Origin of the sequence: Variovorax sp. M-6, from assembly GCF_052114385.1 — a bacterium.
Classification (GTDB): Bacteria; Pseudomonadota; Gammaproteobacteria; order Burkholderiales; family Burkholderiaceae_C; genus Variovorax.
In genome coordinates this window covers 157,831-183,428 of the sequence record NZ_JBFREQ010000011.1, presented here as the reverse complement: position 1 = coordinate 183,428, position 25,598 = coordinate 157,831, and the positions used below count along the sequence as shown (strand labels likewise).

The 25,598-nt window shown below is 68.6% G+C and carries 25 protein-coding genes; 9 read left to right on the top strand and 16 right to left on the bottom strand.

Annotated features, from left to right (window positions below; translation table 11 throughout):
- Positions 1-6 precede the first annotated feature (6 nt).
- From AB4Z46_RS15320 to AB4Z46_RS15290, 7 genes are all read right to left on the bottom strand, one after another.
- The gene (locus AB4Z46_RS15320; protein ID WP_442284356.1) at positions 7-651 is read right to left on the bottom strand and encodes a Crp/Fnr family transcriptional regulator; all 645 of its coding nucleotides are present in this window, start codon (positions 649-651) and stop codon (positions 7-9) included.
- A 51-nt stretch (positions 652-702) separates the two neighbouring features.
- A complete protein-coding gene (locus AB4Z46_RS15315; RefSeq protein ID WP_442284355.1) occupies positions 703-1,371 on the bottom strand; it encodes a helix-turn-helix transcriptional regulator in 669 nt (222 codons plus the stop codon).
- Positions 1,372-1,479: 108 nt separating this feature from the next.
- The gene (locus AB4Z46_RS15310) at positions 1,480-2,385 is read right to left on the bottom strand and encodes a phosphoribosylaminoimidazolesuccinocarboxamide synthase (protein WP_442284354.1); all 906 of its coding nucleotides are present in this window, start codon (positions 2,383-2,385) and stop codon (positions 1,480-1,482) included.
- A gap of 193 nt (positions 2,386-2,578) precedes the next feature.
- Positions 2,579-3,643 carry a class II fructose-bisphosphate aldolase gene (fba, locus tag AB4Z46_RS15305; RefSeq protein WP_442284353.1) on the bottom strand — a complete coding sequence of 355 codons (1,065 nt, stop codon included), beginning with the start codon at positions 3,641-3,643 and terminating at the stop codon, positions 2,579-2,581.
- Positions 3,644-3,979: 336 nt separating this feature from the next.
- A complete protein-coding gene (pyk, locus tag AB4Z46_RS15300; protein ID WP_442284352.1) occupies positions 3,980-5,428 on the bottom strand; it encodes a pyruvate kinase in 1,449 nt (482 codons plus the stop codon).
- Positions 5,429-5,501: 73 nt separating this feature from the next.
- Entirely contained in the window at positions 5,502-6,695 is a 1,194-nt protein-coding gene (locus tag AB4Z46_RS15295; RefSeq protein ID WP_442284351.1) for a phosphoglycerate kinase, read from the bottom strand.
- A 65-nt stretch (positions 6,696-6,760) separates the two neighbouring features.
- Complete coding sequence (locus tag AB4Z46_RS15290; RefSeq protein WP_442284350.1) at positions 6,761-7,669, bottom strand: LysR family transcriptional regulator; 909 nt, start codon at positions 7,667-7,669, stop codon at positions 6,761-6,763.
- A 94-nt stretch (positions 7,670-7,763) separates the two neighbouring features.
- On the opposite strand from AB4Z46_RS15290, the gene AB4Z46_RS15285 reads away from it, so the two are divergent.
- From AB4Z46_RS15285 to AB4Z46_RS15260, 6 genes are read left to right on the top strand one after another with little or no spacing between them, the layout of a single operon-like run.
- Positions 7,764-8,321, top strand: a complete 558-nt coding sequence (locus AB4Z46_RS15285) for a VOC family protein (RefSeq protein WP_442284349.1) — start codon at positions 7,764-7,766, stop codon at positions 8,319-8,321.
- On the top strand, positions 8,314-9,435 hold the full coding sequence (locus AB4Z46_RS15280; protein ID WP_442284348.1) for an alpha/beta hydrolase family protein: 1,122 nt from the start codon (positions 8,314-8,316) through the stop codon (positions 9,433-9,435). Before AB4Z46_RS15285 ends, AB4Z46_RS15280 begins: the two co-directional genes overlap by 8 nt.
- Before the next feature lie 17 nt (positions 9,436-9,452).
- Positions 9,453-11,093, top strand: coding sequence for an FAD-dependent oxidoreductase (locus AB4Z46_RS15275; RefSeq protein WP_442284379.1), 1,641 nt, complete (start codon positions 9,453-9,455; stop codon positions 11,091-11,093).
- 15 nt (positions 11,094-11,108) lie between these two features.
- Positions 11,109-11,327 carry a DUF2783 domain-containing protein gene (locus AB4Z46_RS15270; protein ID WP_442284347.1) on the top strand — a complete coding sequence of 73 codons (219 nt, stop codon included), beginning with the start codon at positions 11,109-11,111 and terminating at the stop codon, positions 11,325-11,327.
- Positions 11,324-12,283 (top strand): MBL fold metallo-hydrolase, encoded by a 960-nt coding sequence (locus AB4Z46_RS15265; RefSeq protein ID WP_442284346.1) that lies wholly within the window; start codon positions 11,324-11,326, stop codon positions 12,281-12,283. The genes AB4Z46_RS15270 and AB4Z46_RS15265 overlap by 4 nt, the downstream gene beginning before the upstream one ends.
- 39 nt (positions 12,284-12,322) lie before the next feature.
- Positions 12,323-13,294: a Bug family tripartite tricarboxylate transporter substrate binding protein gene (locus tag AB4Z46_RS15260; RefSeq protein ID WP_442284345.1), complete on the top strand. Its 972-nt coding sequence runs from the start codon at positions 12,323-12,325 to the stop codon at positions 13,292-13,294.
- A gap of 10 nt (positions 13,295-13,304) precedes the next feature.
- On the opposite strand, the gene AB4Z46_RS15255 is transcribed toward AB4Z46_RS15260, so the two are convergent.
- From AB4Z46_RS15255 to def, 5 genes are read right to left on the bottom strand one after another with little or no spacing between them, the layout of a single operon-like run.
- Complete coding sequence (locus AB4Z46_RS15255; RefSeq protein ID WP_442284344.1) at positions 13,305-13,664, bottom strand: AzlD domain-containing protein; 360 nt, start codon at positions 13,662-13,664, stop codon at positions 13,305-13,307.
- The gene (locus AB4Z46_RS15250) at positions 13,661-14,401 is read right to left on the bottom strand and encodes an AzlC family ABC transporter permease (protein WP_442284343.1); all 741 of its coding nucleotides are present in this window, start codon (positions 14,399-14,401) and stop codon (positions 13,661-13,663) included. The genes AB4Z46_RS15255 and AB4Z46_RS15250 overlap by 4 nt, the downstream gene beginning before the upstream one ends.
- Positions 14,402-14,447: 46 nt before the next feature.
- Positions 14,448-15,398 carry a methionyl-tRNA formyltransferase gene (gene fmt, locus AB4Z46_RS15245; RefSeq protein ID WP_442284342.1) on the bottom strand — a complete coding sequence of 317 codons (951 nt, stop codon included), beginning with the start codon at positions 15,396-15,398 and terminating at the stop codon, positions 14,448-14,450.
- A 7-nt stretch (positions 15,399-15,405) separates the two neighbouring features.
- Positions 15,406-15,891 carry a hypothetical protein gene (locus AB4Z46_RS15240; RefSeq protein ID WP_442284341.1) on the bottom strand — a complete coding sequence of 162 codons (486 nt, stop codon included), beginning with the start codon at positions 15,889-15,891 and terminating at the stop codon, positions 15,406-15,408.
- Between the two features lie 2 nt (positions 15,892-15,893).
- Positions 15,894-16,427: a peptide deformylase gene (gene def / locus AB4Z46_RS15235; RefSeq protein ID WP_442284340.1), complete on the bottom strand. Its 534-nt coding sequence runs from the start codon at positions 16,425-16,427 to the stop codon at positions 15,894-15,896.
- Positions 16,428-16,587: 160 nt separating this feature from the next.
- On the opposite strand from def, the gene AB4Z46_RS15230 reads away from it, so the two are divergent.
- From AB4Z46_RS15230 to AB4Z46_RS15220, 3 genes are all read left to right on the top strand, one after another.
- The gene (locus AB4Z46_RS15230) at positions 16,588-17,814 is read left to right on the top strand and encodes a LysM peptidoglycan-binding domain-containing protein (protein WP_442284339.1); all 1,227 of its coding nucleotides are present in this window, start codon (positions 16,588-16,590) and stop codon (positions 17,812-17,814) included.
- A gap of 18 nt (positions 17,815-17,832) precedes the next feature.
- On the top strand, positions 17,833-18,963 hold the full coding sequence (gene dprA, locus AB4Z46_RS15225) for a DNA-processing protein DprA (protein ID WP_442284338.1): 1,131 nt from the start codon (positions 17,833-17,835) through the stop codon (positions 18,961-18,963).
- Positions 18,964-19,033: 70 nt separating this feature from the next.
- Positions 19,034-19,549 carry a DUF494 family protein gene (locus AB4Z46_RS15220; protein ID WP_442284337.1) on the top strand — a complete coding sequence of 172 codons (516 nt, stop codon included), beginning with the start codon at positions 19,034-19,036 and terminating at the stop codon, positions 19,547-19,549.
- A 268-nt stretch (positions 19,550-19,817) separates the two neighbouring features.
- Here AB4Z46_RS15220 and AB4Z46_RS15215 read toward each other — a convergent pair whose 3' ends face one another.
- The 4 genes from AB4Z46_RS15215 to yajC form a co-directional block, all read right to left on the bottom strand.
- Positions 19,818-22,175: a DUF1631 family protein gene (locus AB4Z46_RS15215; protein ID WP_442284336.1), complete on the bottom strand. Its 2,358-nt coding sequence runs from the start codon at positions 22,173-22,175 to the stop codon at positions 19,818-19,820.
- Between the two features lie 104 nt (positions 22,176-22,279).
- Positions 22,280-23,233: a protein translocase subunit SecF gene (secF, locus tag AB4Z46_RS15210; protein ID WP_442284335.1), complete on the bottom strand. Its 954-nt coding sequence runs from the start codon at positions 23,231-23,233 to the stop codon at positions 22,280-22,282.
- Positions 23,234-23,245: 12 nt separating this feature from the next.
- Complete coding sequence (gene secD, locus AB4Z46_RS15205; RefSeq protein WP_442284334.1) at positions 23,246-25,123, bottom strand: protein translocase subunit SecD; 1,878 nt, start codon at positions 25,121-25,123, stop codon at positions 23,246-23,248.
- A gap of 120 nt (positions 25,124-25,243) precedes the next feature.
- On the bottom strand, positions 25,244-25,573 hold the full coding sequence (gene yajC, locus AB4Z46_RS15200; protein WP_442284333.1) for a preprotein translocase subunit YajC: 330 nt from the start codon (positions 25,571-25,573) through the stop codon (positions 25,244-25,246).
- Positions 25,574-25,598 lie beyond the last annotated feature (25 nt).

Below are 25,598 nucleotides of genomic sequence, written 5' to 3'. Positions count from 1 at the left end.
CCGGGCCTACCAGCGCGCGGGCAACTCCCGCAGCAAGGCGAGCTGGCGCTGGGTGACCGACACATAGCCGCCCTGCTCCAGGTCCTTCAGCAGCCGGCTGACCATTTCGCGCGAGCAGCCGATCTCGCTCGCGATGGCCTGGTGCGTGAGGCGCTCGGCGATCCGCCGCGTGCCGTCGAGCGACGGCTCCGAACGCTCCTCGAGCAACCGCTTCAGGCGCGCATACACATCGAGCAGCGCCATGCTGCGAGCGCTCTCGGTCGCCAGCCTGGCGCGGCGGATGAGCCGCACGATCAGCGCCAGTGCGAAATCCGGATGGTCGGCGATGTGCTGCAGCATGGTCTCTCGGGTCACGACGGCGCACACGGTCGGCTCCACCGCCTGCACGCTGGCGGAGCGCGGCCCGCCGTCGAGCGACATCTCGCCGACGTACTCGCCGGGCCCGTGCAGCCCGAGCGTGATTTCACGGCCGCGCGAGTCGGACAGAAAGACCCGCAGCCGCCCGGACAGCACGATGTAGATCGAGCCGCCTTCCTCGCCCTCCTCGATCAGCATCGCGCGCGCGCGGTAGCGGCGCTGCACCCCGCGCAGCGCGAGATGCTGCAGCGCGGGCGGGAGCGCGACGGGATCGAGACCGGATGCGGCAGGCATCCGTGGAATATAAGGTCGCCCGCGGTCCGCGTGCGACCTGAGGGGGCGCCGTCAGTCGACAAGCCGCAACGCGGACACGATCTGCGGCATCCGCGACACACGGTGCACCACCTCGCGGATGCTGTTGCTGCCTGTCTTCTGGCGCACGTTCTTGATGTGGGTGCGCACGGTGGACATGCAGATGCCTTCGAGGCAGGCGATTTCCTCGGCGCGATGACCGTCGCAGAGCCGGGTCAGCACGTTCTGCTCGGCCCGCGTCAGGTGCTTGGCCCGGGCGAACATCTGCATCGTGAGCATTTCGCAACCGGGCCGGCGGCTGCAGATGATCAGCACCGTGTCGACGGTGCCGCTGCCGTGCACCGCGGCCAGCGGGACGAACGCCAGCGAGAGCCCATCGCCCCCATGGTCGAGTTCGACGATGCCGCGGCAGTCGCGCTCCGCGTCCTTGAGGGCCTGGCGGATCTTCGCCTGCGAGGCGGGGCTGGCGGCGCACAGCATGCCCTCGGCACTGTGCAGCGCGCGCGCCGCCGACAGCTCGCGCCGGGCCGGGTAGTTGGCATGCAGGATGCGACCGGTCAGGTCGACCAGCATCAGGCCATGGTCGATCTCGTCAAGCACGCGCGCCAGCATGCCGGGCTGCAGCGCGTCGGGCGGGGCGGCCGTGACGGTGCGACTCGGTTCCTGGAGGAAATGAATCCGAAAATCAACTGCCGTTTCCATGTTGCTCTCCTCATCTGGGGGGATGAGAACAGTTTGGAAGACGGCGGCCCTGCCGTGCGGTGACTATTGCCGCCGCATTTGTGATCTATTTACATTCCGGCGCCGGGATCAGTCGGTCAGCCGCTGCAGGGCTTCGCGGTATTTCGCCGCGGTCTTCTCGATCACCTCGGCCGGCAGGCGCGGCGCCGGCGGCGTCTTGTCCCAGGGCTTGCCGTTGATCTTCGTGGCCTCGAGCCAGTCGCGCACGAACTGCTTGTCGTAGCTCGGCGGGTTGGCGCCGCTGGCCAGCGCCGCCTCGTAGCCTTCGATCGGCCAGTAGCGCGAGCTGTCGGGGGTCAGCACCTCGTCCATCAGCACCAGCGTGCCGGCCTCGTCGAGGCCGAACTCGAACTTGGTGTCGGCGATGATCATGCCCTTGGTCAGCGCGATCGCCGCCGCCGCCTCGTAGATCGCGATGCTGGTCTCGCGGATCTGCTGCGCAAGCTTCGGGCCGACCACCTCGACCACCTTGTCATAGCTGATGTTCTCGTCGTGCGCCCCCGCCGCCGCCTTGGCCGCGGGCGTGAAGATCGGCAACGGCAGTTTGCTGGCGTTGGTCAGCCCCTCGGGCAGCGGCACGCCGCAGACGGCCCGGTTCTCCTGGTATTCCTTCCAGCCGCTGCCGGCCAGGTAGCCGCGGACCACCGCCTCGACCGGGATCGGCGTCAGGCGCTTGACCAGCATCGAGCGGCCCTCGACCTGGGGCACCTCGTCCGGCGTCACCACGCTCTCGGGCGCGTCGCCGGTCAGGTGGTTGGGGCACAGGTGGCCGAGACGGTCGAACCACCACAGCGCCATCTGCGTGAGGATCACGCCCTTGCCCGGAATCGGCTCGCCCATGATCACGTCGAAGGCGGACAGGCGATCGCTCGCGACCATCAGGATGCGGTCGTCGCCGACCGCGTAGTTGTCGCGCACCTTGCCGCGCGCGAGCAGCGGGAGGCTCTTGATGGAGGAGGTATGGACGGTGGTCATGGCGAATGGGAGGTGGGGCGGTGCGGAGAACTTCGGAGATTGTGCGCGCGGCGCGTGCCGCGCGAAACAAACCGGCCAGCGCAGCGAGGCCCGTTCGGAAAACCCCGCGGAACCGGCCTTGCCGGGCCGCTGGGGTTGCCCTCGGCGAGGGGGTGGGAGCGCGACACGAAGTGCGCGCGACCTGGGGGTGGGCCTAGATGACTTGTTGCGCCAGTTCGCCCTTGGCGTACCGGGCGGCGACCACCTGCAGGGTGTCGCCCTTGATCTTCGGGCCCTGGCCTTCGCAGCCGAACTCGAGGTAGCGCTGCTTGCAGATCAGGCGGGCGGCCTCGCGCGCCGGCTTGAGCCATTCGCGGGCATCGAACTTCTCGGGGTTCTCGGCCAGGAACTTGCGCACCGCGCCGGTCATCGCCAGGCGAATGTCGGTGTCGATGTTGATCTTGCGCACGCCGTGCTTGATGGCTTCCTGGATTTCCTTGACCGGCACGCCGTAGGTTTCCTTCATGTTGCCGCCGTACTGGCGGATGATGGCCAGCAGTTCCTGCGGCACGCTCGAGGAGCCGTGCATCACCAGGTGGGTGTTCGGGATGCGGCGGTGGATTTCCTTGATGCGGTCGATCGCCAGGATGTCGCCGGTGGGCTCGCGGGTGAATTTGTAGGCGCCGTGGCTGGTGCCGATGGCGATCGCCAGCGCGTCGATCTGGGTGCGCTTGACGAAGTCGGCGGCCTGCTCCGGGTCGGTCAGCAGCTGCTCGCGCGTCATGGTGTCGTCGGTGCCGTGGCCGTCTTCCTTGTCGCCCTTCATGGTCTCGAGCGAGCCCAGGCAGCCGAGTTCGCCCTCGACCGTGACGCCGACCTTGTGCGCCATGTCGGCCACCTTGCGCGTGACGTCGACGTTGTAGTCGTAGCTGGCGATGGTCTTGCCGTCGGCTTCGAGCGAACCGTCCATCATGACCGAGCTGAAGCCGAGGTCGATCGCGCCCCGGCAGACGTCCGGGCTCTGGCCGTGGTCCTGGTGCATCACCAGCGGCACGGTGGGATAGGCCTCGATGGCGGCCTGGATCAGGTGCTTGATGAAGGCTTCGCCCGCGTACTTCCGGGCGCCGGCGCTGGCCTGCAGGATGACGGGAGCGCCCACTTCCTTGGCGGCCTCCATCACGGCTTGCACCTGTTCGAGGTTGTTGACGTTGAATGCCGGAATGCCGTAGCCGTTGGCGGCGGCGTGGTCGAGCAGTTCGCGCATCGAGACGAGTGCCATGGAAATACCTCGCGGGAATCTAAGGATGAAGACGAAAGAACTCCCGGGATTCTACCGAGCGTGTTGCTCGCCCCCAGGTTGGGCTCACTTCGTGTAGCCCGCCCACCCCCTACCGGGGGCAACACCAGCGGCCCGGCGAAGCCGGTTCTGCGGTGTTTCACCAACGGGCCTGGCTGCGCCGGCCGGTGAACACCCGGGCTGTGCTTGTTCTTCGGCCGCGCGCAGCGCGCCTGTTCGTGGGCAGTCGCGGAACCGGCTTTGCCGGGCCGCTGACTGCGCCCCCGGCAGGGGGTGGGCGTCCCGACACGAAGTGCGGGACAACCTGGGGGCGAGCTCTTAACGAACTCTGCAGATCTTGAGCATGTTGGTGCCGCCGGGCGCCCCCATCGGCTCGCCGCAGGTGATCGCGTAGACGTCCCCGGTCTGCACGATGCCGCGCTTCTTGAGGTGGGCCTCGGCCTGATCGAGCGCGGTGTCGCGGTCGCTCTCCGAATCCATCAGGAGCGGACGCACGTTGCGATAGAGCGCCATCTTGCGCTGCGTCGACAGGCGCGAGGTCAGCGCGTACATCGGGATGTGGGCGCGATGCCGGCTCATCCACAGCGGCGTGGAACCCGACTCGGTCAGCGCGACGATCGCCTTGGCACCGAGATGGTGCGCAGTGAACAGCGCGCCCATCGCGATCGACTGGTCGATGCGGGTGTAGTTCTTGCCGCTGAAATCGGCGTCGAGCTGTGGATCTTCAGCGGCCTCGGCGGCCTCGCAGATCCGGCTCATCTCCTGCACCGTCTCCAGCGGGTAGCGGCCCGAGGCGGTCTCGGCCGAGAGCATCACGGCGTCGGTGCCGTCGAGCACCGCGTTGGCGACGTCGCTGACTTCGGCGCGCGTGGGCACCGGGTTGGTGATCATCGACTCCATCATCTGGGTGGCGGTGATGACCACCTTGTCCATCTCGCGCGCCATCCGGATCATCTTCTTCTGCAGCGCCGGCACCGCGGCATTGCCGACCTCGACGGCCAGGTCGCCGCGCGCCACCATGATGCCGTCGCTGGCGCGCAGGATCTCCTCGAGCTTGGGAATCGCCTCGGCGCGCTCGATCTTGGCGATCATGCCGGGCTTGTGGCCGAACTCGGCCGCCGCCACGTTGCAGAGCTGGCGCGCCATTTCCATGTCGGTGGCGTTCTTCGGGAAGCTCACCGCCACATAGTCGGCCTGGAAGCTCATCGCGGTCTTGATGTCCTCCATGTCCTTGGCGGTCAGCGCCGGCGCGGTGAGCCCGCCGCCCTGCTTGTTGATGCCCTTGTTGTTGGAGAGCTCGCCGCCCAGGCGCACCATGGTGTGGACCGCGTCGCCCTTGACGGCCTCGACCGTCAGCACGATCAGGCCGTCGTTCAGCAGCAGGCTGTCGCCGGGCTTGACGTCGCGCGGCAGGTCCTTGTAGTCCAGGCCGACGGCTTCGACGTCGCCGGGTTCGGTGCGCGAAGCGTCGAGCACGAACTTCGCACCGGGCTCCAGCCAGATCTTGCCCTCGGCGAACTTGCCGACCCGGATCTTCGGGCCCTGCAGGTCGGCCATGATCGCCACCTCGCGGCCGCTGCGGCGCGCCGCCTCGCGCACCATCGCGGCGCGGTTGATGTGGTCCTGCGCCGTGCCGTGGCTGAAGTTGAGCCGCACCACGCTGACCTTGTAGAGGATCATCTGCTCGAGCAATTCGAGCGTGTTGGACGCCGGGCCGAGGGTGGCGACGATCTTGGTGGCGTGGCGGGGCAGGCGGGGCGTGCTCATTCGGTCTCCTTTTGTATTCTCTACTGTATACACTTTATGCGACCGCCGATAGGGGGGAGGCCCCCGTGGAGGATCAGCCGGCCGCCCGCTTCGCCAGAATCTCGAACGCCGGCAGGGTCTTGCCTTCCAGCACTTCCAGGAAGGCACCGCCGCCGGTGGAGATGTAGCCCACCTTGTCCTCGATGCCGTACTTGGCGATCGCGGCCAGCGTGTCGCCGCCGCCGGCGATCGAGAAGGCACGGCTCTCGGCGATGGCGTGGGCGATGGTCTTGGTGCCATTGGCGAAGGCATCGAACTCGAACACGCCCACCGGGCCGTTCCAGACGATCGTGCCGGCCTCGCGCAGCTGCGCGGCCAGCAGCGCGGCGGTCTTCGGACCGATGTCCAGGATCAGGTCGTCGTCGGCCACGTCGCTGGCGTCCTTCACGGTCGCCTCGGCATCGGCGGCGAAGGCCTTGGCCGTGACCACGTCGACCGGGATCGGCACCGCCGCGCCGCGTGCGCGCATGGCCTCGATCACCGCCTTGGCCTGGTCGAGCAGGTCGGGCTCGGCCAGCGACTTGCCGATCGAAAGGCCCGCGGCCAGCATGAAGGTGTTGGCGATGCCGCCGCCCACGATCAGCTGGTCGACCTTGGCCGCCAGGCTCTCGAGGATGGTGAGCTTGGTGCTGACCTTGGAGCCCGCGACGATCGCCACCAGCGGGCGCGACGGTTGCGCCAGCGCCTTGGTGATGGCGTCGATCTCGGCCGCCAGCAGCGGGCCGGCGCAGGCCACCTTGGCGTACTGCGCGATGCCGTAGGTCGTGGCCTCGGCGCGGTGCGCGGTGCCGAAGGCGTCGTTGACGTAGATGTCGGTCAGCGCGGCCAGCTTGCGCGCCAGCGTCTCGTCGTTCTTCTTCTCGCCCTTGTTGAGGCGGCAGTTCTCGAGCAGCACGACCTGGCCCGGCGCCACCCGGACGCCGTCGACCCAGTCGGACACCAGCGGCACCTCGCGGCCCAGCAGTTCGCCGAGCCGGGCAGCGACCGGCGCCAGCGAATCGGCGGGTTTGAACTGGCCTTCGGTCGGCCGGCCGAGGTGCGAGGTGACCATCACCGCCGCACCCGCGTCGAGCGCCTGCCGGATGCAGGGCACCGAGGCGCGGATGCGCGTGTCTTCGGTGATGCGGCCGCTGTCGTCCTGCGGGACGTTGAGGTCGGCTCGGATGAAGACGCGCTGGCCGGCGACTTTGCCTTGCGCACAGAGGTCGGTGAATCGAAGGACGTTCATGGATAGACGATGTGAAAGCGAATGAGGAGAGCCCCGAGGGCAGCGTCCATTGTAGGTTTCAGGCTTCAGCCGGCGAGGCCCGGCTCGCGCACGAACTGCTCGAGCAGCTGAACGAAGCTCGCCGCCGCGGGCGAGAGCGAGCGCTTCGACGCCCCGTAGACGCAGACCTCGCGGTGGAAATCCGGCTGCTCCAGCCGCACCATCTGCAGCCCGTGGGCGCGCACCAGCGGCGCCGAGTAGGTCGGGCACACCGTGAGCCCCAGCCCCGAAGCCACCATGCCGAGCGCGGTCGTCATGTATGACACCTCCTGGGTGGTGGCGCGCAGCATCAGTTCGCGGGCTGCGGCGTCGAGTTCGGGCAGCACGCGCTGGCGGAAGTCGCGCGTCGGCGCGATGAAGGTGTAGGGCCCGAGTTCGGCCCAGTGCACCTTGCGGCGGCGCGCGAAGGCGTGGCCAGGCGGGCAGATGAGCCAATGGCGGTCGCGGAACAGCGTGCGGCGCTCGATCGCGGCGTCCACCGCCACGTCCTGCCCGACGGCGAGCTCCACCTCGCCCGACAGCAGGCCGTCCAGCAGGTGCTCGGGCAGCGTGTCGGTCAGCCGCACGTCGATGTCCGGGTGCCGCGCGCGGTAGGCCGCGATGACGCGCGGCATCAGTGTGCAGGCCATCAGCTGCGGCGCCGCGAGCCGCAACACGCCCTTCTTCTTGTCGCGCAGGTCGGTCACGCCGGCCACCGCGCCCGCCAGGTCGGCCAGCAGCCGCTGCACCGAGGGCTGGAACTCGCGCCCGGCTTCCGACAGCAGCACCCGCCGCGTGTGCCGATCGAACAGTTGCACGCCCATCTCGCGCTCGAGCTCGCGCACCAGCACGCTCAGCGCCGACTGGGTCAGGTGCAGGGTCGCGGCGGCGGCGGTGAAGCTGCCGGTCTCGGCCACGGCGGCGAAGGCGCGCAGCTGGCGCAGGGTGAGATTCATGGCCTCAGTTCATCAATCAATGAATTTATTTCGATTGAATCATAAGAAGATTGGCCGCCCAATCCGCTCCGAGCCCTTCGACGGAGACCGCCCCATGCCAGCCCAGCCCCCCCCACCCGTGCCCGTGCGCGGCCTGCACCACTTTGCCTGGCGCTGCCGCGACAGCGAGGAAACGCGCCGCTTCTACGAAGACCTGCTGGGCCTGCCGCTGGCGCACGTGATCAAGAGCGACCACGTGCCGAGCACCGGCGAGTACTGCCCCTACGTCCACATCTTCTTCCAGATGCGCGACGGCTCGTACATCGCCTTCTTCGACCTCGGCGACAACGTGGCGGCGCTGCCCTCGCCCAACACGCCGGCCTGGGTCAACCACATCGCGCTGCGCGTCGACTCGGTGGCCGAGCTGCGGGCGGCCAAGGCCCGGCTCGAAGCGGCCGGCGTCGAGGTGCTGGGCCTGACCGACCACCACATCATCGAATCGATCTACTTCTTCGACCCGAACGGCATCCGCGTGGAGCTCACCACGCCGACGGTGCCGCAGGCCGAGATGGATGCGCACGCGCTGCACGCCCGCGCCGATCTCGACGCCTGGACGCTGCGCAAGGCCGGCTTGCTCGCCGCCGCTGCAGCGGGGAAGGCGGCCCATGGCTGAACTGCAACTCGCGGTCATCGACGTCAAGCCCGGCGCCTCGCTCGAAAGCCAGTCGGGCCTGCAGATGCTGCGCCCGCGCATCTACGGTGCGTACCGGGCACCGGCCGGGCCGAAGAAGCTCGCGGCCATCGTGATGCATCCGACCAGCAACTTCATGGGCCACTACCTGATCGGCCCGCTGGCCGAGCGCGGCATCTGCTGCATGGGCCTGAATTCGCGCTACATGGGCAACGACACGGTGCTGCTGATGGAACGCGCGATCCAGGACCTGGGCGCCGGCGTGCAGTTCCTGCGCGCGGCCGGCTACGAGAAGGTCGTGCTGATCGGCAACTCGGGCGGCGCCGCGCTGGCCAGCTTCTACCAGGCACAGGCCGAGAAGCTCACGGCGCATCACTTCGCCGACGGCGATCCGACCCACCTGCATCCGGACGACCTGCCGCCGGTGGACGGCATCGCGCTGTGCGCGGCGCACCAGGGCCGCTCGAAGCTGATGCGAGACTGGATCGACCCCTCGGTCACCGACGAGCACGACCCGCTGTCGGTGGACCCCGCGCTCGACATGTACGACCCGCGCCATGCGGTGCCGTACAGCGCCGAGTTCCTCGCCCGCTTCAGCGCGGCGCAGAAGGCACGGCTCGACCGCATCGAGGGCTGGGCGCTGGAGCGGCTGCGCCTGCTGCGCAGCACGCCCGGCGCGCCGCGCGACCAGGCTTTCGTGGTCTACCGCACGCATGCGGACCCGCGCTGCGTGGACCTCTCGATCGACGCCAACGACCGCGCGCCCGGCAGCGTGTGGGGCGATGCGCGACAGGTGAACTACTCGGCCAACGCGATGGGCCGGACCACCTCGCTGACCGCCTTCCTGTCGCAATGGTCCTCGCGCTCCCAGGCCGATGGCCCGTCGAATCTCGCGCGCACCACGGTGCCCAAGCTGCTGCTGACCTACACCGGCGACCAGTCGACCTTCCCGAGCACCCGCGAGGCCTGGATGGCGGCAGGCGGTGCGCGCATCCGCAACGTCGACATCGCCGGCGGCAACCACTACCTCGCGGGCCAGCCGGAGCTGGTGCCGCGCGCGGCCGACGCGATCGCCGACTGGGCGCACGCGCTGTGACGACGCCGCACACCCCGATGGAGAGCTACAGCTTCGCACCCGCGTACGAACTGCCGAGCTGGCCCTTCGTGCCACCGCCCGAACTCGACAGCGACGCCGTGGTGCGCCATCCGATCGTCATCGTCGGCGCCGGTCCGGCGGGCCTGACGCTGGCCTGCGACCTCGCACGCCGCGGCGTGCGCGCGGTGCTGCTCGACGAGGACGACACGGTCGGCGTGCGCGGCGCCTCGTCGCGCGGCATCTGCTACGCCCAGAAGAGCCTGGAGATCTTCGAGCGGCTCGGCATCTGCGAGCGCATCGCGGACAAGGGCATCACCTGGTCCTTCGGCCGCACCTTCTCCGACGAGCAGGAGGTCTACAACTTCAACCTGAAGACCGACAGCGTCTCGGCGCAGCCGCCCTTCATCAACCTGCAGCAGTTCTACGTCGAGTGGTTCCTGGTCGACCGCATCCTCGAACTGGGCCTCACCGACCTGCGCTGGAAGAACCGCGTGGCGCACGTGACCCCGCTCGATGGCGGCGTTCGCGTGGCGGTGGAAACCCCGGCCGGCAACTACACGATCGAAGCCGACCACCTCATCGACGCCACCGGCGCCAACAGCCCGATCCGCACCCAGCTCGGCATCGACGCCCACCCGTCGCGCAGCACCGACCGCTGGTGCATCAGCGACGTGCGCTTCAAGAAGCCGCTGCCGACGGAGCGCTGGACCTGGGTCGATGCGCCCTTCAACGAGGGCCGCGCGGTCTGGCAGCACCTGATGGGCGATGGCGTCTGGCGCATCGACTACCAGATGCCCGAGGACTGCGACACGGCCCACATCAGCAAGCCGGAGGTCGCCGGCGCGCGGCTGCGCGAGCAGCTCGGGCCCGGCGTCGAGTTCGAGTTCGTCTGGATCGGGCCCTACGGCTACCGCGACCACCTGCTCGACCGCTTCCGTCACGGCCGCATCCTGTTCATCGGCGATTCGGCCCATGTCGTCAGCCCCTTCGGCGCCCGCGGCGGCAACAGCGGCATCCAGGACGCGGCCAACCTCGGCTGGAAGCTGGCGCTGGTGGCGCAGGGCCAGGCCGGAGATCGGCTGCTCGACACCTACGATGCGGAGCGCCGCCCGGCCGCCGCGGAGAACCTGCGCGTCACCAGCCGGTCGGCCCGCTTCCTCGCGCCCCGCACGCCGGCCGAGCACACGCTGCGGCGCGCGGTCGTGGCGCTGGCGTCGCGCCATGCCTTCGCCCGCGGCCTCGTCAACACCGGCCGCATGTCGGTGGCCAACGACTACCCGGCGGCGCCGCATCTGCCCGAAGGCGCACGCAGCGTGCAGAACCTGCCGCTGCGGCACGCCGACGGCCGGCCGACCACGCTGATGCAGTTGCTCGCCGAGGGCACGCAGTGCCTGGGCCTGTGGTTCGCGCCGACCCGTGCGCAAGCCGAAGCCCTGGCCGACGTCGCGGCATCGCTGCCGCTGCGGCTGGTCGCCGTCGGCGGCGACAGCGACCTCGGCACGCTGCAACCCGACGACACGCTGGCGCGGCAGCTCGGCATCGCGGCCCCCGGCGATCTCTGCCTGGTGCGCCCGGACGCCTACCGCGCGGCGCTGCTGCGCGAACCCACCCCGGCCTCGGTCGCGGCCGCCGTGCACACCGCGCTGGCCCATGGGTGAACCGAAGGACACCGCATGATCACCGAACCCCACATTCCCGATCCCGACGGCTTCTATGCGGCGTGGGTCGCTGCCCACGAGGGCTTGAGCGAGGCGCAGAGCGCCGACCTCAATGCCCGCCTCGTGCTGCTGCTGGCCAACCAGTGCGGCGACCAGGCCGTGCTGCTGGACTGCATCGCCGCCGCCCGCGAGAGCGGTCCGCCTCCCGAACCCACGACCCGAAGCCCTGCATGAACGCCCCCGTCTCCTTCGCCTCCGCCTCCGACACCCGGGAACAGAAGCCGCAGCTGCGCGAACTCGCGCCCGGCGTGTACGGCTACATCAGCGACTTCGACCCCAACTGCGGCTTCATCGTCGGCGACGAGCACGTCGTGCTGATCGACACCCGCCCGACGCCGCGCATGGCGCGCGATTTCCTGGCCGACATCCGCACCGTCACCGACAAGCCGGTCAAGGCCATCGTGCTGACGCACTACCACGCGGTGCGCGTGATGGGCGCGAGCGCCTTCGACGAGGTGCAGGCCGTCATCGCGAGCCAGGGCACGCTGGACTGGGTGCGCGAACGTGGACAGGCCGATTTCGAGTCCGAGGTCGGACGCTTTCCGCGCCTGTTCGCAGGCGTCGAGGAGATCCCCGGCCTCACCATCCCGACCCTCAGCTTCGAACGCGAGATGAGCGTCTGGCTCGGACAGCGCGAAGTCCGCCTGATGTGCCTGGGCCGCGGCCACTCGGGCGGCGACACGGTGGCCTGGCTGCCCGACTGCGGCGTGCTGTTCTCGGGCGACGTGGTGGAGAACCGCTGCGGCGTCTACGCCGGCGATGCCTACATCCAGGACTGGGCGGGCACGCTCGATGCGGTCGCCGCGCTCCAGCCCCGCGTCCTGGTGCCGGGCCGCGGCGCCGTGCTGCAGGGCGCGCCGGCCTGCGCGGAAGCGATCGCGCTGACCCAGGCCTTCCTGGCGACCCTGCTCGCCAGCGTGCGCGCCGGCCTCGATGCCGGCGAAGGCCTGCGCGCCTGCTTCGAGCGCGCCGAAGCGGCGATGAAGCCGCGCTTCGGCGACTGGCCGGTGTTCCAGCACGTGCTGCCTTTCGACGTCTCGCGCGCCTACGACGAACTGCGCGGCATCGAGCATCCGGTGGTCTGGACCGCGGAACGAGACCGCGCGCTCTGGCAGACCCTGCGCGGCTGATTCGAAACTGCTTTTTTTTCAACCCCGGAGACAAACCCGATGAAACGATTCCTGCAACTGATCGCCGCCGGCCTCACGCTCGCGGCGGCCAGCCATGCACCGGCGCAGAGCGCCTACCCCAGCCAGCCCGTGCGCTGGATCGTGCCCTACGTCGCCGGCGGTGGCACCGACAACCTGGCGCGCTCGCTGGCCGAGGCAATGCAACCCTCGCTGGGCCAGCCGATCGTGATCGACAACCGTCCGGGCGCCTCGACCAACATCGGCGTGTCGGTCCTGATGCAGGCCAAGCCCGACGGCTACACGATCATGCAGGCCGAGAACGCCGCGCTGCTGTTCAACGAGCACATGTTCGCCAAGCTGCCGTACAAGCCGGCGAACGACTTCACCTACATCGGCGCCATCGGCCGCTTCCCGGTCGCGCTGGTGGTCCATCCCGACTTCCCGGCCAGGACGACCGCGGAGTTCGTGAGCTACGTGAAGGCCCATCCCGACAAGGTGAGCTACGCCTCGCCGGGCAACGGCTCGCCGCACCACATGGCGATGGAGCTCTTCAAGCAGAAGGCCGGCATCAGCATCCAGCACGTGCCCTACAAGGGCGCCGCGCCCGCCATGACGGACGTCATGGGCGGGCAGGTCCCGACCATGATGCTGGACCTGGCCTCGGGCCTGCCGATCATCAAGTCCGGCAAGGTGCGCGTGCTGGCGATCGCACTGCCGCAGCGCGCCGGCGCGCTTCCCGACGTGCCGACCTTCGCGGAGCTGGGCTTCAAGGACGTCAACGCCTACGCCTTCCACGGCCTGATCGGTCCGGCGGGCATGCCGCCGGACGCCGTGAACCGCATCAACAGCGAGCTCAACAAGGCGATGCAGGCGCCGAAGGTGGTCAAGCTGTTCTCGGAATTCGGCTTCGAAGCGTTGCCGGGCACGCCGCAGGATTTCTACAAGCTGTCGCGCGCCGAGAGCGAGCGCTGGGGCAGGATCATCAAGACCGCCGGCGTGCAGCTGGATTGAGTCGGGTCGGCTACCAGCCGAGGCCCAGGTGCAGCGGCAGATAGACCGCCATGCCCGCCAGCATCGTCCCCAGCACGCCGCGCCGCCAGAAGAAATAGGCGGCGCCGGCCGCGGCGCCATAGAGCCGCGCGTCCTGCAAGGTCGACACCAGATGGCCCTGCGTCATGACGATCTCGGGTGCGATCACCGCCGCCAGAGCGGCCGCCGGCGCGTAGTGCAGCGCGCGGTGCGCCCACTCCGGCAGGCCCCAGGGCCGGTCGAGGATGAAGAAGAAGCAGCGCGTGAGCAGCGTGATGCCGGCCAGGCCGAGGATCACGGCCAGGGTCCGGAGATCGGTGCCTCCGAAGACCTCACCCAGCGCGGCGCTCATTTGTCGTCCTCCGCATCGGCGTCCAGGCCGAACTGCTTCTCGAGCCAGAAGCAGGCCAGCACCGCCACGCCGATGGCGACCACGATGTTGAGCTTGAGCGGCAGGGCATAGGCCGCCACCGCGGTCGCCGAAGCGATCAGCACCGCCAGCACACGCAGGCGCGTGCTGGCCATCGAGCACACGATCGCGACCAGGCTCAGCACGCCGGCGAAGCCCAGGCCCCAGCTCTGCGGAATCATGTTGGCCAGGCCGATACCCAGCAGGCTCATGCTCATCCAGGCCGCCCAGGTCACGAAGTAGTTGCCCGTGAGGTACGCCTCCTGGGCCTGCTGCTCGGCGACCGTGAGCGGCGCCTGCGCATACTTCCGGGTGAACAGCGCATAGCTCATGTCGGCCGTGAGGTAGCCATGGGTCAGGCGACGCCAGCGCGGCATGTGCATCAGGTAGGGCCGCAGGTGCAGGCTGAAGACCACGAAGCGCAGGTTGACGCAGAAGCCCGTGGCCAGGATCACCCAGGCCGGTGCGCCGGCGATCAGCAGCGGAATGGCCGCGAGCTGCGAGCTGCCGGCGTACACCAGCAGCGTCATCGCGACCGACTCGAATACGCTCATGCCCGACTTGAGCATCGCCACGCCGGTCATCAAGCCCCAGGCACCGATGCCCACGGCGACCGAGGACATGTCGCGAACGCCCTGGCGGAATTCCGGCTGTCGGCGAATCGTTGGGGAAAGAAACATCAGCGGGGCAGCGCGTGCAGCCAGTACCGAACGTGAGGGTGGTTCATCAGCCGAAGACTTGCCCGGGGCGGATCTCGAAACCGCGCAGGAAATCGGCGGCCGGCAGGCGCTTGCCGCCGGCGCGCTGCAGCTCGGTGAGCACGACGGTGGAACCCTTCGCGGCCACTTCGATGCCCGCGGGCGAAACCGCCAGCACCGTGCCCGGTGGCGCGGCCGCGGCGCCGGGCCGCGCCTGCGCAGCCCAGAGCTTGACGACCTCGCCGCCGATCGCGCTGCTGGCGCCCGGAAACGGGTCGAAGGCACGCACGCGGCGCACGATCGCGGCAGCGTCCAGCGACCAGTCGATCTGCGCCTCGGCCTTCTCGACCTTGTGGGCGTAGGTCACGCCCTCGGCGGGCTGCGCCTCGGCCTTGAGCACGCCGGCCTCGGCCTGTTTCAGTGCGTCGACGATCAGACGCCCGCCCAGCGCGGCGAGCCGGTCGTGCAGGCGCGCCGTGGTGTCGTCACCGATGGCCAGGGATTCGCCGAGCAGCATGGCGCCGGTGTCGAGGCCGGCGTCCATCTGCATGATCGTGACGCCGGTCTGCGCATCGCCGGCTTCGATCGCCCGATGGATCGGCGCGGCGCCGCGCCAGCGCGGCAGCAGGCTGGCGTGGATGTTGAGGCAGCCGAGCCGCGGTGCATCCAGCACCCACTGGGGCAGGATCAGCCCATAGGCGGCGACCACCATGACGTCGGCCTGCGCCGCGATGATGGCCTCGCGCGCGGCGGCGGCGTCGTCCGGATACTTGCCGTCGAGCCGCAGGCTGCGCGGCTGCGCCACCGGCCAGCCGTGACCGACGGCGAACTGCTTGACCGGCGAGGCCTGCAGCTTCATGCCCCGGCCGGCGGGGCGATCGGGCTGGGTCAACACCAGCACGATCTCGAACCCGGCCGCGGCGATCGCCTCGAGCGCGACGCGGGCGAATTCGGGCGTGCCCGCAAACGCAACCTTCATGGCAAGTTCATCGGTCGGTCATGACCCGGGGCAGGTCGTCGCTCGTGTGATAGCGGTCGACCACGCCGTCCGGAGCGATGTAGATGTAGAACAGGCGCGGCATGTTCATCGACTGGTAGCGCCAGGCCCAGATGTCGCCATCGAAGGAGGTGACGCGCGAAATCTCGAATGGCCGGCCGTAGCTTCGCAGCACGTCGTCCACGCGCCAGACCCCGGGCTTGACGGTGATGTCGAACATGCCGTCCTCGAGTTCCTGGCGGATCGAGACCACGCGGCCGCCGGCGTCGAAGTCGACGTTGTTGACGGCAAAACCCGCCGGCGCACGCGAGTACTGGAGCCGCTCGCCGCCGCCGGGCATCGGGTAGGTCGCGGTCGGGCTACCGAGCTTCTGCAGCGTCTCGGCGCGAGTGCTGCCCAGCGGCAGCCGCGTCGGGTCGAGCGCGCACGCGGACAGCGCCAGGGCCGCCAGCGCCATGGGCCACAGGCGCCTCATGGTCAACGTCGTCCTTCGCGCTGTTCAGACTTCTGGTCTTCGCGCTGCTGCTTGAGCAGCTTGCTCTTGATGCGATTGCGCTTCAGCGGCGACAGGTATTCGACGAACACCTTGCCCAGCAGGTGGTCGAGTTCGTGCTGGATGCAGACCGCCAACAGGCCCTCGGCCTCGATCGTCTGCGGCTCGCCCTCGGCATCGAGCGCGGTCACGCGCACGGCGGTGGCGCGCTCGACGCCGTCGTAGATGCCGGGCACCGAGAGGCAGCCTTCTTCGTTGAGGACCTTGTCGTCGCTGGCCCAGACGATCTCGGGGTTGATCAGCACCAGCGGCTTGTCGCGATCCTCGGAAACATCGATCACCACCAGCCGTTCGTGGACGTCGACCTGGGTCGCCGCGAGGCCGATGCCATTGGCGTCGTACATGGTCTCGAGCATGTCCGCGACCAGCGTCTTGATGCGCGCATCCACACCCTGCACCGGCTTGGCGACCGTGTGCAGGCGCGGGTCCGGGTAACTCAAAATGGTTCTTTTAGCCATGAAGTCGAGGAAAAGTTGTCGCTATTTTCGCCATTTCCGCGACGCGGCGCCGGCGAACGCCCCGAATACGTTGCCCTATCAAGGGCTTCAGCGCAAAATTCGTTGCAAATTGTGAGGATTCGTACATCCTGCGTGGCGTAGTGTGTGCACACCATAAACCATGAACAAACTCCGACTCAACGAAAGCCTGCGTCCCAGCCTTTTGGCCACCCTGGCGGCTGTCGCCCTGGCGGGCATGGGCACCGCGACGGCTTTCGCTCAGGCTCAGAGCTACCCCGTGACGCCACAACAGCGCGCGGTAGCCCAGGAGACGGCGCAAGCAGGCATTCCGATCAGCGAACTCGCCCCCAACGCGCCCGATGAGTACACGGTCAAGCCGGGCGACACGCTGTGGGCGATTTCGCGCCTGTTCCTGCGCAGCCCGTGGCGCTGGCCCGAACTCTGGGGCATGAACCTCAGCGAGATCTCGAACCCGCATCGCATCTACCCCGGACAGGTGCTGTACCTGGACAAGAGCGGCGGCCGCGCGCGCCTCAGCACCCGCCGCGGCGGCGCCGCCGACGGCACGATCAAGCTGTCGCCGCGAACCCGCTACGAGTCGATGGCGGGCATGGCGCTGCCGACGCTCAATCCGAGCCTGATCGAGCCTTTCCTGAGCGAGCCGATCATCGTCGACGAAGACACGCTCACGACCGCACCCCACATCGTCGCCGGCAACGACAACCGCGTACTGCTGGCCCGCGGCGACCGCGCCTACGCGCTGGGCGACGCCAACTCGCCGCTGATCGAGGTCGCCGGCCCGATCAAGACCTTCCGCGTGTTCCGCAATGCGACGCCGCTGCAGGATCCGGCCACCGGCGAGCTCCTCGGCTACGAGGCCGCCTACCTCGGGAAAGCGCAGCTCAAGCGCAGCCAGACCATCACGACCGAGCTCGACAAGGGCAAGGAAGTCGCGAACGTGACCCCGGCGACCATCGACATCGTGGCGGCGCGCGAGGAGATGCGCGCCGGCGACCGCCTGCTGCCCGAGCCCCAGCGCCAGTTGCTGAGCTACGCGCCGCGCGCACCGGAACAGATCATCAACGGACGCATCGTCTCGGTCTACGGCAACGCGGTGCAGTTCGCGGCCCAGAACCAGGTGGTGGTGATCAACAAGGGAACGCGCGACGGCATCGAGTCCGGCCACGTGCTCGCCATCCTCAAGAATGGCGAGACCATGATCGACCGCGCAGGCGCCCCCAACAACACCGGCAAGGCAGTGGTCAAGCTGCCGAACGAACGCATCGGCCTGCTGATGGTGTTCCGTCCGTTCGACAAGGCGTCCTATGCCCTGGTGCTCGAGATCAACGACACACCGCGGGTCGGCGACCTGCTGGTCAACCCCTGACGCGAGCGTCATCTTGGCGTGGAACGCGACGAACTTGCGGGCTGGCTGCGCCTCTCGCTGACACCGGGCATCGGCAACGTCGCGGCACGCACGCTGCTCGCGGCCTTCGGCCTGCCCGCAGGAATCTTCGCCCAATCGCAGGCGGCGCTGCAGCAGGTCGCAAGCAGCGCCCAGGCGCAGGCACTGCAGCGCGAGCCGGCCGGGCTGGCCGCGCTGCTCGACCGGACGCTCGAATGGCTGCAAGGCACTGACGCCCACGGCGTCACGCGACGCCTGCTGACCCTGGGCGACCCGGGTTACCCGGCTGCGCTGCTCGAGACCACCGACCCGCCGCTGCTCCTGTATCTGCTGGGCGCATCCCGATTCGACCTGACGCAGCTGGACCGAAGCATCGCGATGGTCGGCAGCCGCAATCCCACGAGCCAGGGCACGGAGAACGCTCGCGCGTTCGCGCGGGCGTTCGGCGAAGCCGGAATCCCCGTGGTCTCGGGCCTGGCCCTCGGGGTCGACGGAGCGGCCCATGAAGGCGCGCTCGAGGCCGGGGGCCCGGAGCGGCCGGCCACGGTGGCGGTGGTGGGCACCGGGCTCGATCGCGTCTACCCCGCCCGTCATCGCGAGCTGGCCCATCGAATCGCCGCGCAGGGCCTGATCGTGAGCGAGTACCCGCTGGGTACGCCGCCGCTGAACCAGAACTTCCCCAAGCGCAACCGCATCATTGCCGGGCTCACGCGCGGGACGCTGGTGGTCGAGGCCGCGCTGCGCTCAGGATCGTTGATCACGGCCCGGCTCGCGGCCGAGCAGGGGCGCGAGGTGTTCGCCATCCCCGGTTCGATCCATTCGCCGCAATCGCGCGGCTGCCATGAACTGATCCGCCAGGGCGCCAAGCTGGTCGAATCGGTCGGCGATGTGCTGGAAGAGCTGCGTTTCGATGGCGGCCCCATGCCGCCTTCGCCCGCCGCGGCCGACGATGCGCCGGAGGAACTCGGGCTGCTGCGCGAACTCGGGTTCGATCCGGTCAGCCTCGACGCCCTGTGCGCCCGCACCGGCCTTGGCCCGGCCACGTTGCAGGCGCAGTTGCTCGAACTCGAGCTGGCGGGCAGCGTCGCCCGGCTGCCGGGCGGCCTGTTCCAGCGCATCGCGCTCGGTTGACCCATGAAGGCTGCGTCGTGTCGACGCAACTTTCGGCGGGGCAACGCTTCGAGTGGGCTATATTGAACCCATGTTCGAAGTGCTCGTGTATGTCTACGAAAACTACTGGCGCGGCGACGCCTGCCCGGAACCCGAGCAGCTGGGGCGCAAGCTCAGCGCCCAGGGCTTCGATGCGGAAGAGATCCGCGAGGCGCTGCACTGGCTCGACGGCCTGAGCCTGGCGACCCGTGGCGTACAGCTCAGCCGCCACGCCGACGGCATCAGCGCCACCGTGCTGGCCGGCACCGCGGCCGATGCGGCGATTCCCCAATCGGCCGACTCGATGCGCGTCTACTCGACCTCCGAGCAGGAACACATCGGCGCCGAATCCCTGGGCTTCATCAGTTTCCTCGAGTCCGCGGGCGTGCTGCCGGCCGGCATGCGCGAGATCGTGGTCGAACGCGCCATGGCCACGCCCGGCGAGCCGCTGGCGCTGGACGAACTCAAGATCATCGTGCTGATGGTGCACTGGAGCACGGGCGTCGAGCCCGACGCCCTGGTGCTCGACGAGCTCTGCGACGATGCCACGCTGCGCGTGGCGCACTAGGCTCTCCCCCAGGTTGGCTCACTTCGTGTAGCCGCCCACCCCCTTCCGGGGGCGCAGCCAGCGGCCCGGCGAAGCCGGTTCCGCGGCTGCCCACGAACGGGCGTGCGCTGCGCGCCGCCGAAGCAAGGACATGACGCCTCTCCGATCCGGCCGGCGCAGCCAGGCCCGTTGGTGAAACACCGCGGAACCGGCTTTGCCGGGCCGCTGGTGTTGCCCCCGGTAGGGGGTGGGCGCCCGGACACGAAGTGCCGGGCAACCTGGGGGCGAGCTAGTTCAACAGTCTTTCGGGATTGGCGTCCAGCTTGGCCAATGCCTCGCGCGTCGCGCGCACCGTCAGCGTTTCCTCTTCGGCCGGCACCAGCAGGCCCGCCTGCAGATAGGACGCCAGGCGCCCGACCTGGATCAGGAAGCTGCGCCCATCGCTCGAGGCGAACAGGTGCAACTGCTTGCGGTCGCTGCGCCAGACGAACTGGACCTGGTTCACGCGGTCGTTGTGGTCGAGCATGAACCAGGTGCCGACCTGGAGCTCGTGCGCCCAGGCGAGCATGTCCTCGCCGACCTTGGTGCCGGTGTCGGGCACCACTTCGATCGAGGCCGCATCGACGCCGAGCAGCAACTCGATGCTCGCGGCATCGAGCGGCAGGTCGGTCGTGCCTTCGTCGGAGACGAAATCCTCCAGGTTGGCCAGGCGTTTGGCCATGGCCTCGATCTTGGCCGGCGGGATCGCCTCGGTCTTCGACAGGAAGGCATCGGACAGGGTGGCGCCGATGGTCTTGATGTGCGCCTCCTGCGGCTCGCCCACGATGCCCAGCAGCGTCATGCCCTGGCGCAGCCGCTGCAGCAGCTTCGGCAGGTCCTGGATCACGCGGGTGCGGTCGTTGCGGTTGGGCTTGGCGCTGGCCGCCCAGACCAGGTCGGAGGCGGCCCGCTTGAGGGTCACGGTCTGCTCGTCCTGGGCGCCATAGCGCAGGGCGGCGATCGCCAGCACCTCGGCCCAGACCTTGAACAGGAACTCGCGGATCTCTTCGCGTACCGGCATGTCGTTGAGCATCTTGCGCAACTCGATGGTGTACTGGATCGCCATCGTCTCCTTCTGCTCGACCTGCTGCGCCACGCTCATCACCCGCTGGGTGGTGTCGCTCTGCGTCAGGTACTTGTTGAGGAAGGCGACGAATTCGTCGAACACCAGCTTGAACACGCGCTGGCCGGTTTCAGGGTACTGCTCGATCACCTGGACCACGCGGCGGATTTCGCCCTCGAGCGCGCTGCCCGAAATGGCGGCCGCATCGAAGCCCATCACGCACGAACCCATGCGGTCGATCAGCATGCGCGCCGGATGCTGCAGCGTGCCGAAGAATTCCGGCTCGGCGATGGCGACGCGCAGCACCGGCATCTGCAGCCGCGCGAACCAGACGCGGGCCGAGAACGGAATCCGCTCCTCGGCCAGGATGGCCTGGAACATCAGTGCCACGATCTCGACCGTGGCCTTGTCGGCCGTGGTGGGTGCCTTCTTCTTGAGTTCGCTGGTGCGCCGGCGCAGTTCGGCCGAGGCATGGTGGATGGCCGTGGCCCCCTCGCCGACCACGTACTGCGATGCCGCGATCTGGTAGGCCGCCTCGGCATCCGCGATTGCCGCCGCGAAGGCTGGCGCACCGCCGCCCATGCCGCCCCCTGCGCCCATGCCGCCCACCATCTCGCCGCCGCCGTTCAGGCGGGGCTGGGTGATGTCGCCGCCGATGCGCGCGGTCACGAAACGCTTGAGATTGAGCAGCACGCCCTGCGCCCGCTGGCGCGCCAGCAGCAGCGGCGAGCCGCCGGTGGCGATCATGGTGTCGCCGCCGGCCTGGGCTCGCCCGACACCGATCGCCGCCGGCGCGAAGCTGCCCGCTGCGGCCTGCAGTTGCGCCGAGATGCCCATCGAGGCACTGCCGCCGCCCGCGAAACTGCCGCCCAGCGGCGCAGTGCCCGAACTAGCCGAACCGGTGCGACGGACGAAGCTCTTGAGGTCGATCTCGGGCATCACGTCCTTGCCGACCAGGAAGGCGTTGGCATCCTTGTAGGCCTGGACCACCCCCTCGACCATGTGCTGCTGCACCTGGTCCTGCACCTTGTTCCAGAGGCCGCGGTTCATGCCGGTGGCGAGCCACTGGTCGACCAGCACCCTGGCCAGCGCCTCGGGCTTGAGGATGTCCTTGGCGCTGAGCTCGTGGGTTCCTTCCAGATGCTGGATGCGCAGCCGGAGGTCGTTGAGTTCGAAATTGGCCTTGTCCTGGATCAACTGCGCGAGCCGCGACGACAGGATGCTGGTCTCGACCACCTCGTCGCCGATCAGTTCGAGGTGCGAGAGCGAGTTGGTGCTCGGCCCTTCGGCCGTGCTGCCGACCAGCGCCTTGCGCCACGCCGCCTGCGACATTGCCACCCAGTGGGCGCCGTGGGTCTGGAAGGCCAGCAAGCCGTCGCGGTTCTCCTGCATCTCGCGGGCATTGCCGGTCTGAGAGGCCAGGACCACCAGCCGTTCGAGGACCGCCTGCCCGACGGGGGCGATCAGCGGTTCGGTGGCGGCGACGAAACGCTCGCGCGTCGCGCGGGAGAGTTGGAGGGAAGCTGCATGGGACCGCGTGGTCATGGATGGTCGGGACGGCAATTATTTCGATTCTGCAAGCTTTGAGCTTGCATCGGGAAGCGTAACCGCACAAGGGCCCGCCATGCTCGGCAACCCCAAGACCGGGCTCACACGGTGGCGCCGGCGTTGGGGTCGTTCGGATCGCCGTCGCGCTTCACCGGTCCCTTGACCAGGTCCTCGCGCTTGACGCCCAGCCACATCGCGATGGACGCCGCCACGAAAGCCGACGAATAGATGCCGAAGCAGATGCCGATGGTCAGGGCCAGCGCGAAATAGTGCAGGGTCGGGCCGCCGAAGAAGAACATCGAGAGCACCACCAGCTGCGTCGAGCCGTGGGTGATGATGGTCCGGCTGATGGTCGAGGTGATCGCGCTGTCGATCACCTCGTGGGTGCTGAGCTTGCGGTAGCGGCGGAAGTTCTCGCGCACGCGGTCGAAGATCACCACCGACTCGTTGACCGAATAGCCCAGCACCGCCAGCACCGCGGCCAGCACCGCCAGCGAGAACTCCCACTGGAAGAAGGCGAAGAAGCCCAGGATGATGACCACGTCGTGCAGGTTGGCCAGCACGGTGGCCAGCGCGAACTTCCATTCGAAGCGGAAGGCCAGGTAGATCATGATGCCGATCACCACCATGCCCAGCGCCTTGAGGCCGTTGGTGGTCAGCTCCTCGCCGACCTGCGGGCCGACGAACTCGTTGCCGCGCAGGGTCGCCGTCGGGTCGACCGCCTGAATCGCGGCCATGACCTGCTCGCTCTGCTGGGCCGACGACTGGCCCTTCTGCACCGGCAGGCGGATCTGGACATCGCGCGAGGTGCCGAAGTTCTGCACCTGCACGTCCTGGTAGCCGAGCTTGGCGACGGTCTCGCGCACCTTGCCGACGTCGACCGAATGCTGGGAGGCGACTTCCATCACCGTGCCGCCGGTGAACTCCACCGAGAGGTGCAGGCCGCGATGGAACAGGAAGAAGACCGCCAGCGCGAAGGTGATGAAGGACACCGCGTTCAGCACCAGCGCGTGGCGCATGAACGGGATCGTCTTGTGGATCCGGAAGAATTCCATGTGTCGTGTCTCTTATTTCGCGTCGGCCACGGCGGTGGTGTCGGGCTTCCAGACGGTGCCGATCGACACCGTCTTGAGCTTCTTCTTGCTGCCGTACCAGAAGTTCACCAGGCCGCGCGAGAAGAACACGGCGGAGAACATCGAGGTGACGATGCCGATGCAGTGCACCACCGCGAAACCGCGGATCGGGCCGGAGCCGAAGGCCAGCAGCGCGACACCGGCGATCAGCGTGGTGACGTTGGAGTCCAGGATGGTGCCCCAGGCACGCTCGTAACCGGCATGGATGGCGGCCTGCGGCGAGGCGCCGGCGCGCAGTTCCTCGCGGATGCGCTCGTTGATCAGCACGTTGGAGTCGATCGCCACGCCGATGGCCAGCGCCATGGCGGCGATGCCGGGCAGCGTGAGCGTGGCCTGCAGCATCGAGAGGATCGCCACCAGCAGCAGCAGGTTGACCGCCAGCGCGATCGACGAGAAGACGCCGAAGAGGGCGTAGTAGAGGCACATGAACACCATGATCGCGGCGAAGCCGTACATCACGCTGTCGAAGCCCTTCTTGATGTTGTCGGCACCCAGGGTGGGGCCGATGGTGCGTTCCTGGATGATTTCCATCGGCGCGGCCAGCGAGCCGGCGCGCAGCAGCAGCGCCAGGTCGTTGGCCTCGACCACGCTCATCGAGCCGGAGATCTGGAAGCGGTTGCCGAGCTCGCCGTTGATCGACGGCGCGGTGAGCACTTCGCCCTTGCCCTTCTCGAAGATCAGCATCGCCATGCGCTTCTTGAAGTTCTCGCGGCTGACGTCGCGCATGATGCGGCCGCCCTTGGCGTCCATGGTCAGGTCGACCTTGGGCTGCTGGGTCTGCGAGTCGAAGCCGGGCTGGGCGTCGGTGAGGTTCTCGCCCGTGACCAGCACCTGCTTCTTGACGATCACCGCGCGGCCCTGGCGGTCGAGGAACTTCTCCGAGCCGAAGGGCACCGGGCCGGTGCCCATTTCGGCCGCGCGACCCTCGGCGCTCTCGTCGACCAGGCGCATCTCGAGCGTGGCGGTACGGCCCAGGATGTCCTTGGCCTTGGCCGTGTCCTGCACGCCGGGGAGCTGGACCACGATGCGGTCCAGGCCCTGCTGCTGAATCACCGGCTCGGCCACGCCGAGCTCGTTGATCCGGTTGTGCAGGGTCGTGATGTTCTGCTTCAGGGCCGCGTCCTGCAGCCGGCGCGCGGCCTCGGGCTTGATCGAGGCGATGAGCTTGAAGTCGCTGCCTTCCTGGCTCTCGACGGCGCTCAGGTCGGGAAACTGGTCCTGCAGCAGCCGCTTGGCCGCATCCAGCCCGGCGGCATCGCGGAAGCGCATCTCGATGGTCTGGCCGTTGCGGCTGACCGCGCTGCCGCGCACGTTCTTGTCGCGAAGGCCGGTGCGCAGGTCGCTGGCGAAGGATTCGGCGCGCTTGTCGATGGCCCCCTTCATGTCGACCTGGAGCAGGAAGTCGACGCCGCCGCGCAGGTCGAGGCCCAGGTACATCGGGAAGGCGTGCAGCGCGGCGAGCCAGCTCGGGGAACGCGACGCCAGGTTCAGCGCCACCGTGTAGGGCGGATCGCTCGGGTCGGGCACCAGCGCGCGCTGCAGCACGTCGCGCGCCTTCAGCTGGTCGTCGGTGGTGGCGAAGCGGGCCCGCACCGAGGTGGCGTCGAGCGTCAGCAGGTCGGGCACCAGCGAGGCCGCCTTGAGCGCCTCGGCCACCCGGGCCTGCGTGCCGGCGTCGACCTTGACGGTCGATTTGGCCGACGACACCTGCACGGCAGGCGCCTCGCCGAAGAAATTGGGCAGGGCGTAGACAAGCCCCACAAGCAGCACGATCACGATGATCGCGTACTTCCAGACCGGGTAACGGTTCATCGATTCAACTTTCGGGGATCAGTGCTCGCATCCGGGCAGCCGCCACACAACAAACAACGAAGCGCCCCCGCGGTCGGCGAAACACCGCGGCACCGGGTGAGCCCGACCTGGGGACGAGCATTACTTGATTGCGCCCTTGGGCAGCACCTGGATCACGGCGCTGCGCTGGATCTGGACTTCGACGCCCTTGGCGATCTCGACCGTCAGGTATTGCTCGCCGATCTGGGTGATCTTGCCCAGCATGCCGCCGGAGGTGGCGACTTCGTCACCCTTGGCGAGGGCTTCGATCATGGCGCGCGCTTCCTTCTGGCGCTTCATCTGCGGGCGGATCATGACGAAGTAGAGGACCACGAACATCAACACCAGCGGCAGCATGCTGCCGAGCGAGGACATCATGTCGCCGCCCCCGGCAGCGGGCGCGGTCTGGGCGAAAGCAGAAGAAATGAACAAGGAAGTCTCCAACAAGGGAAAGGAA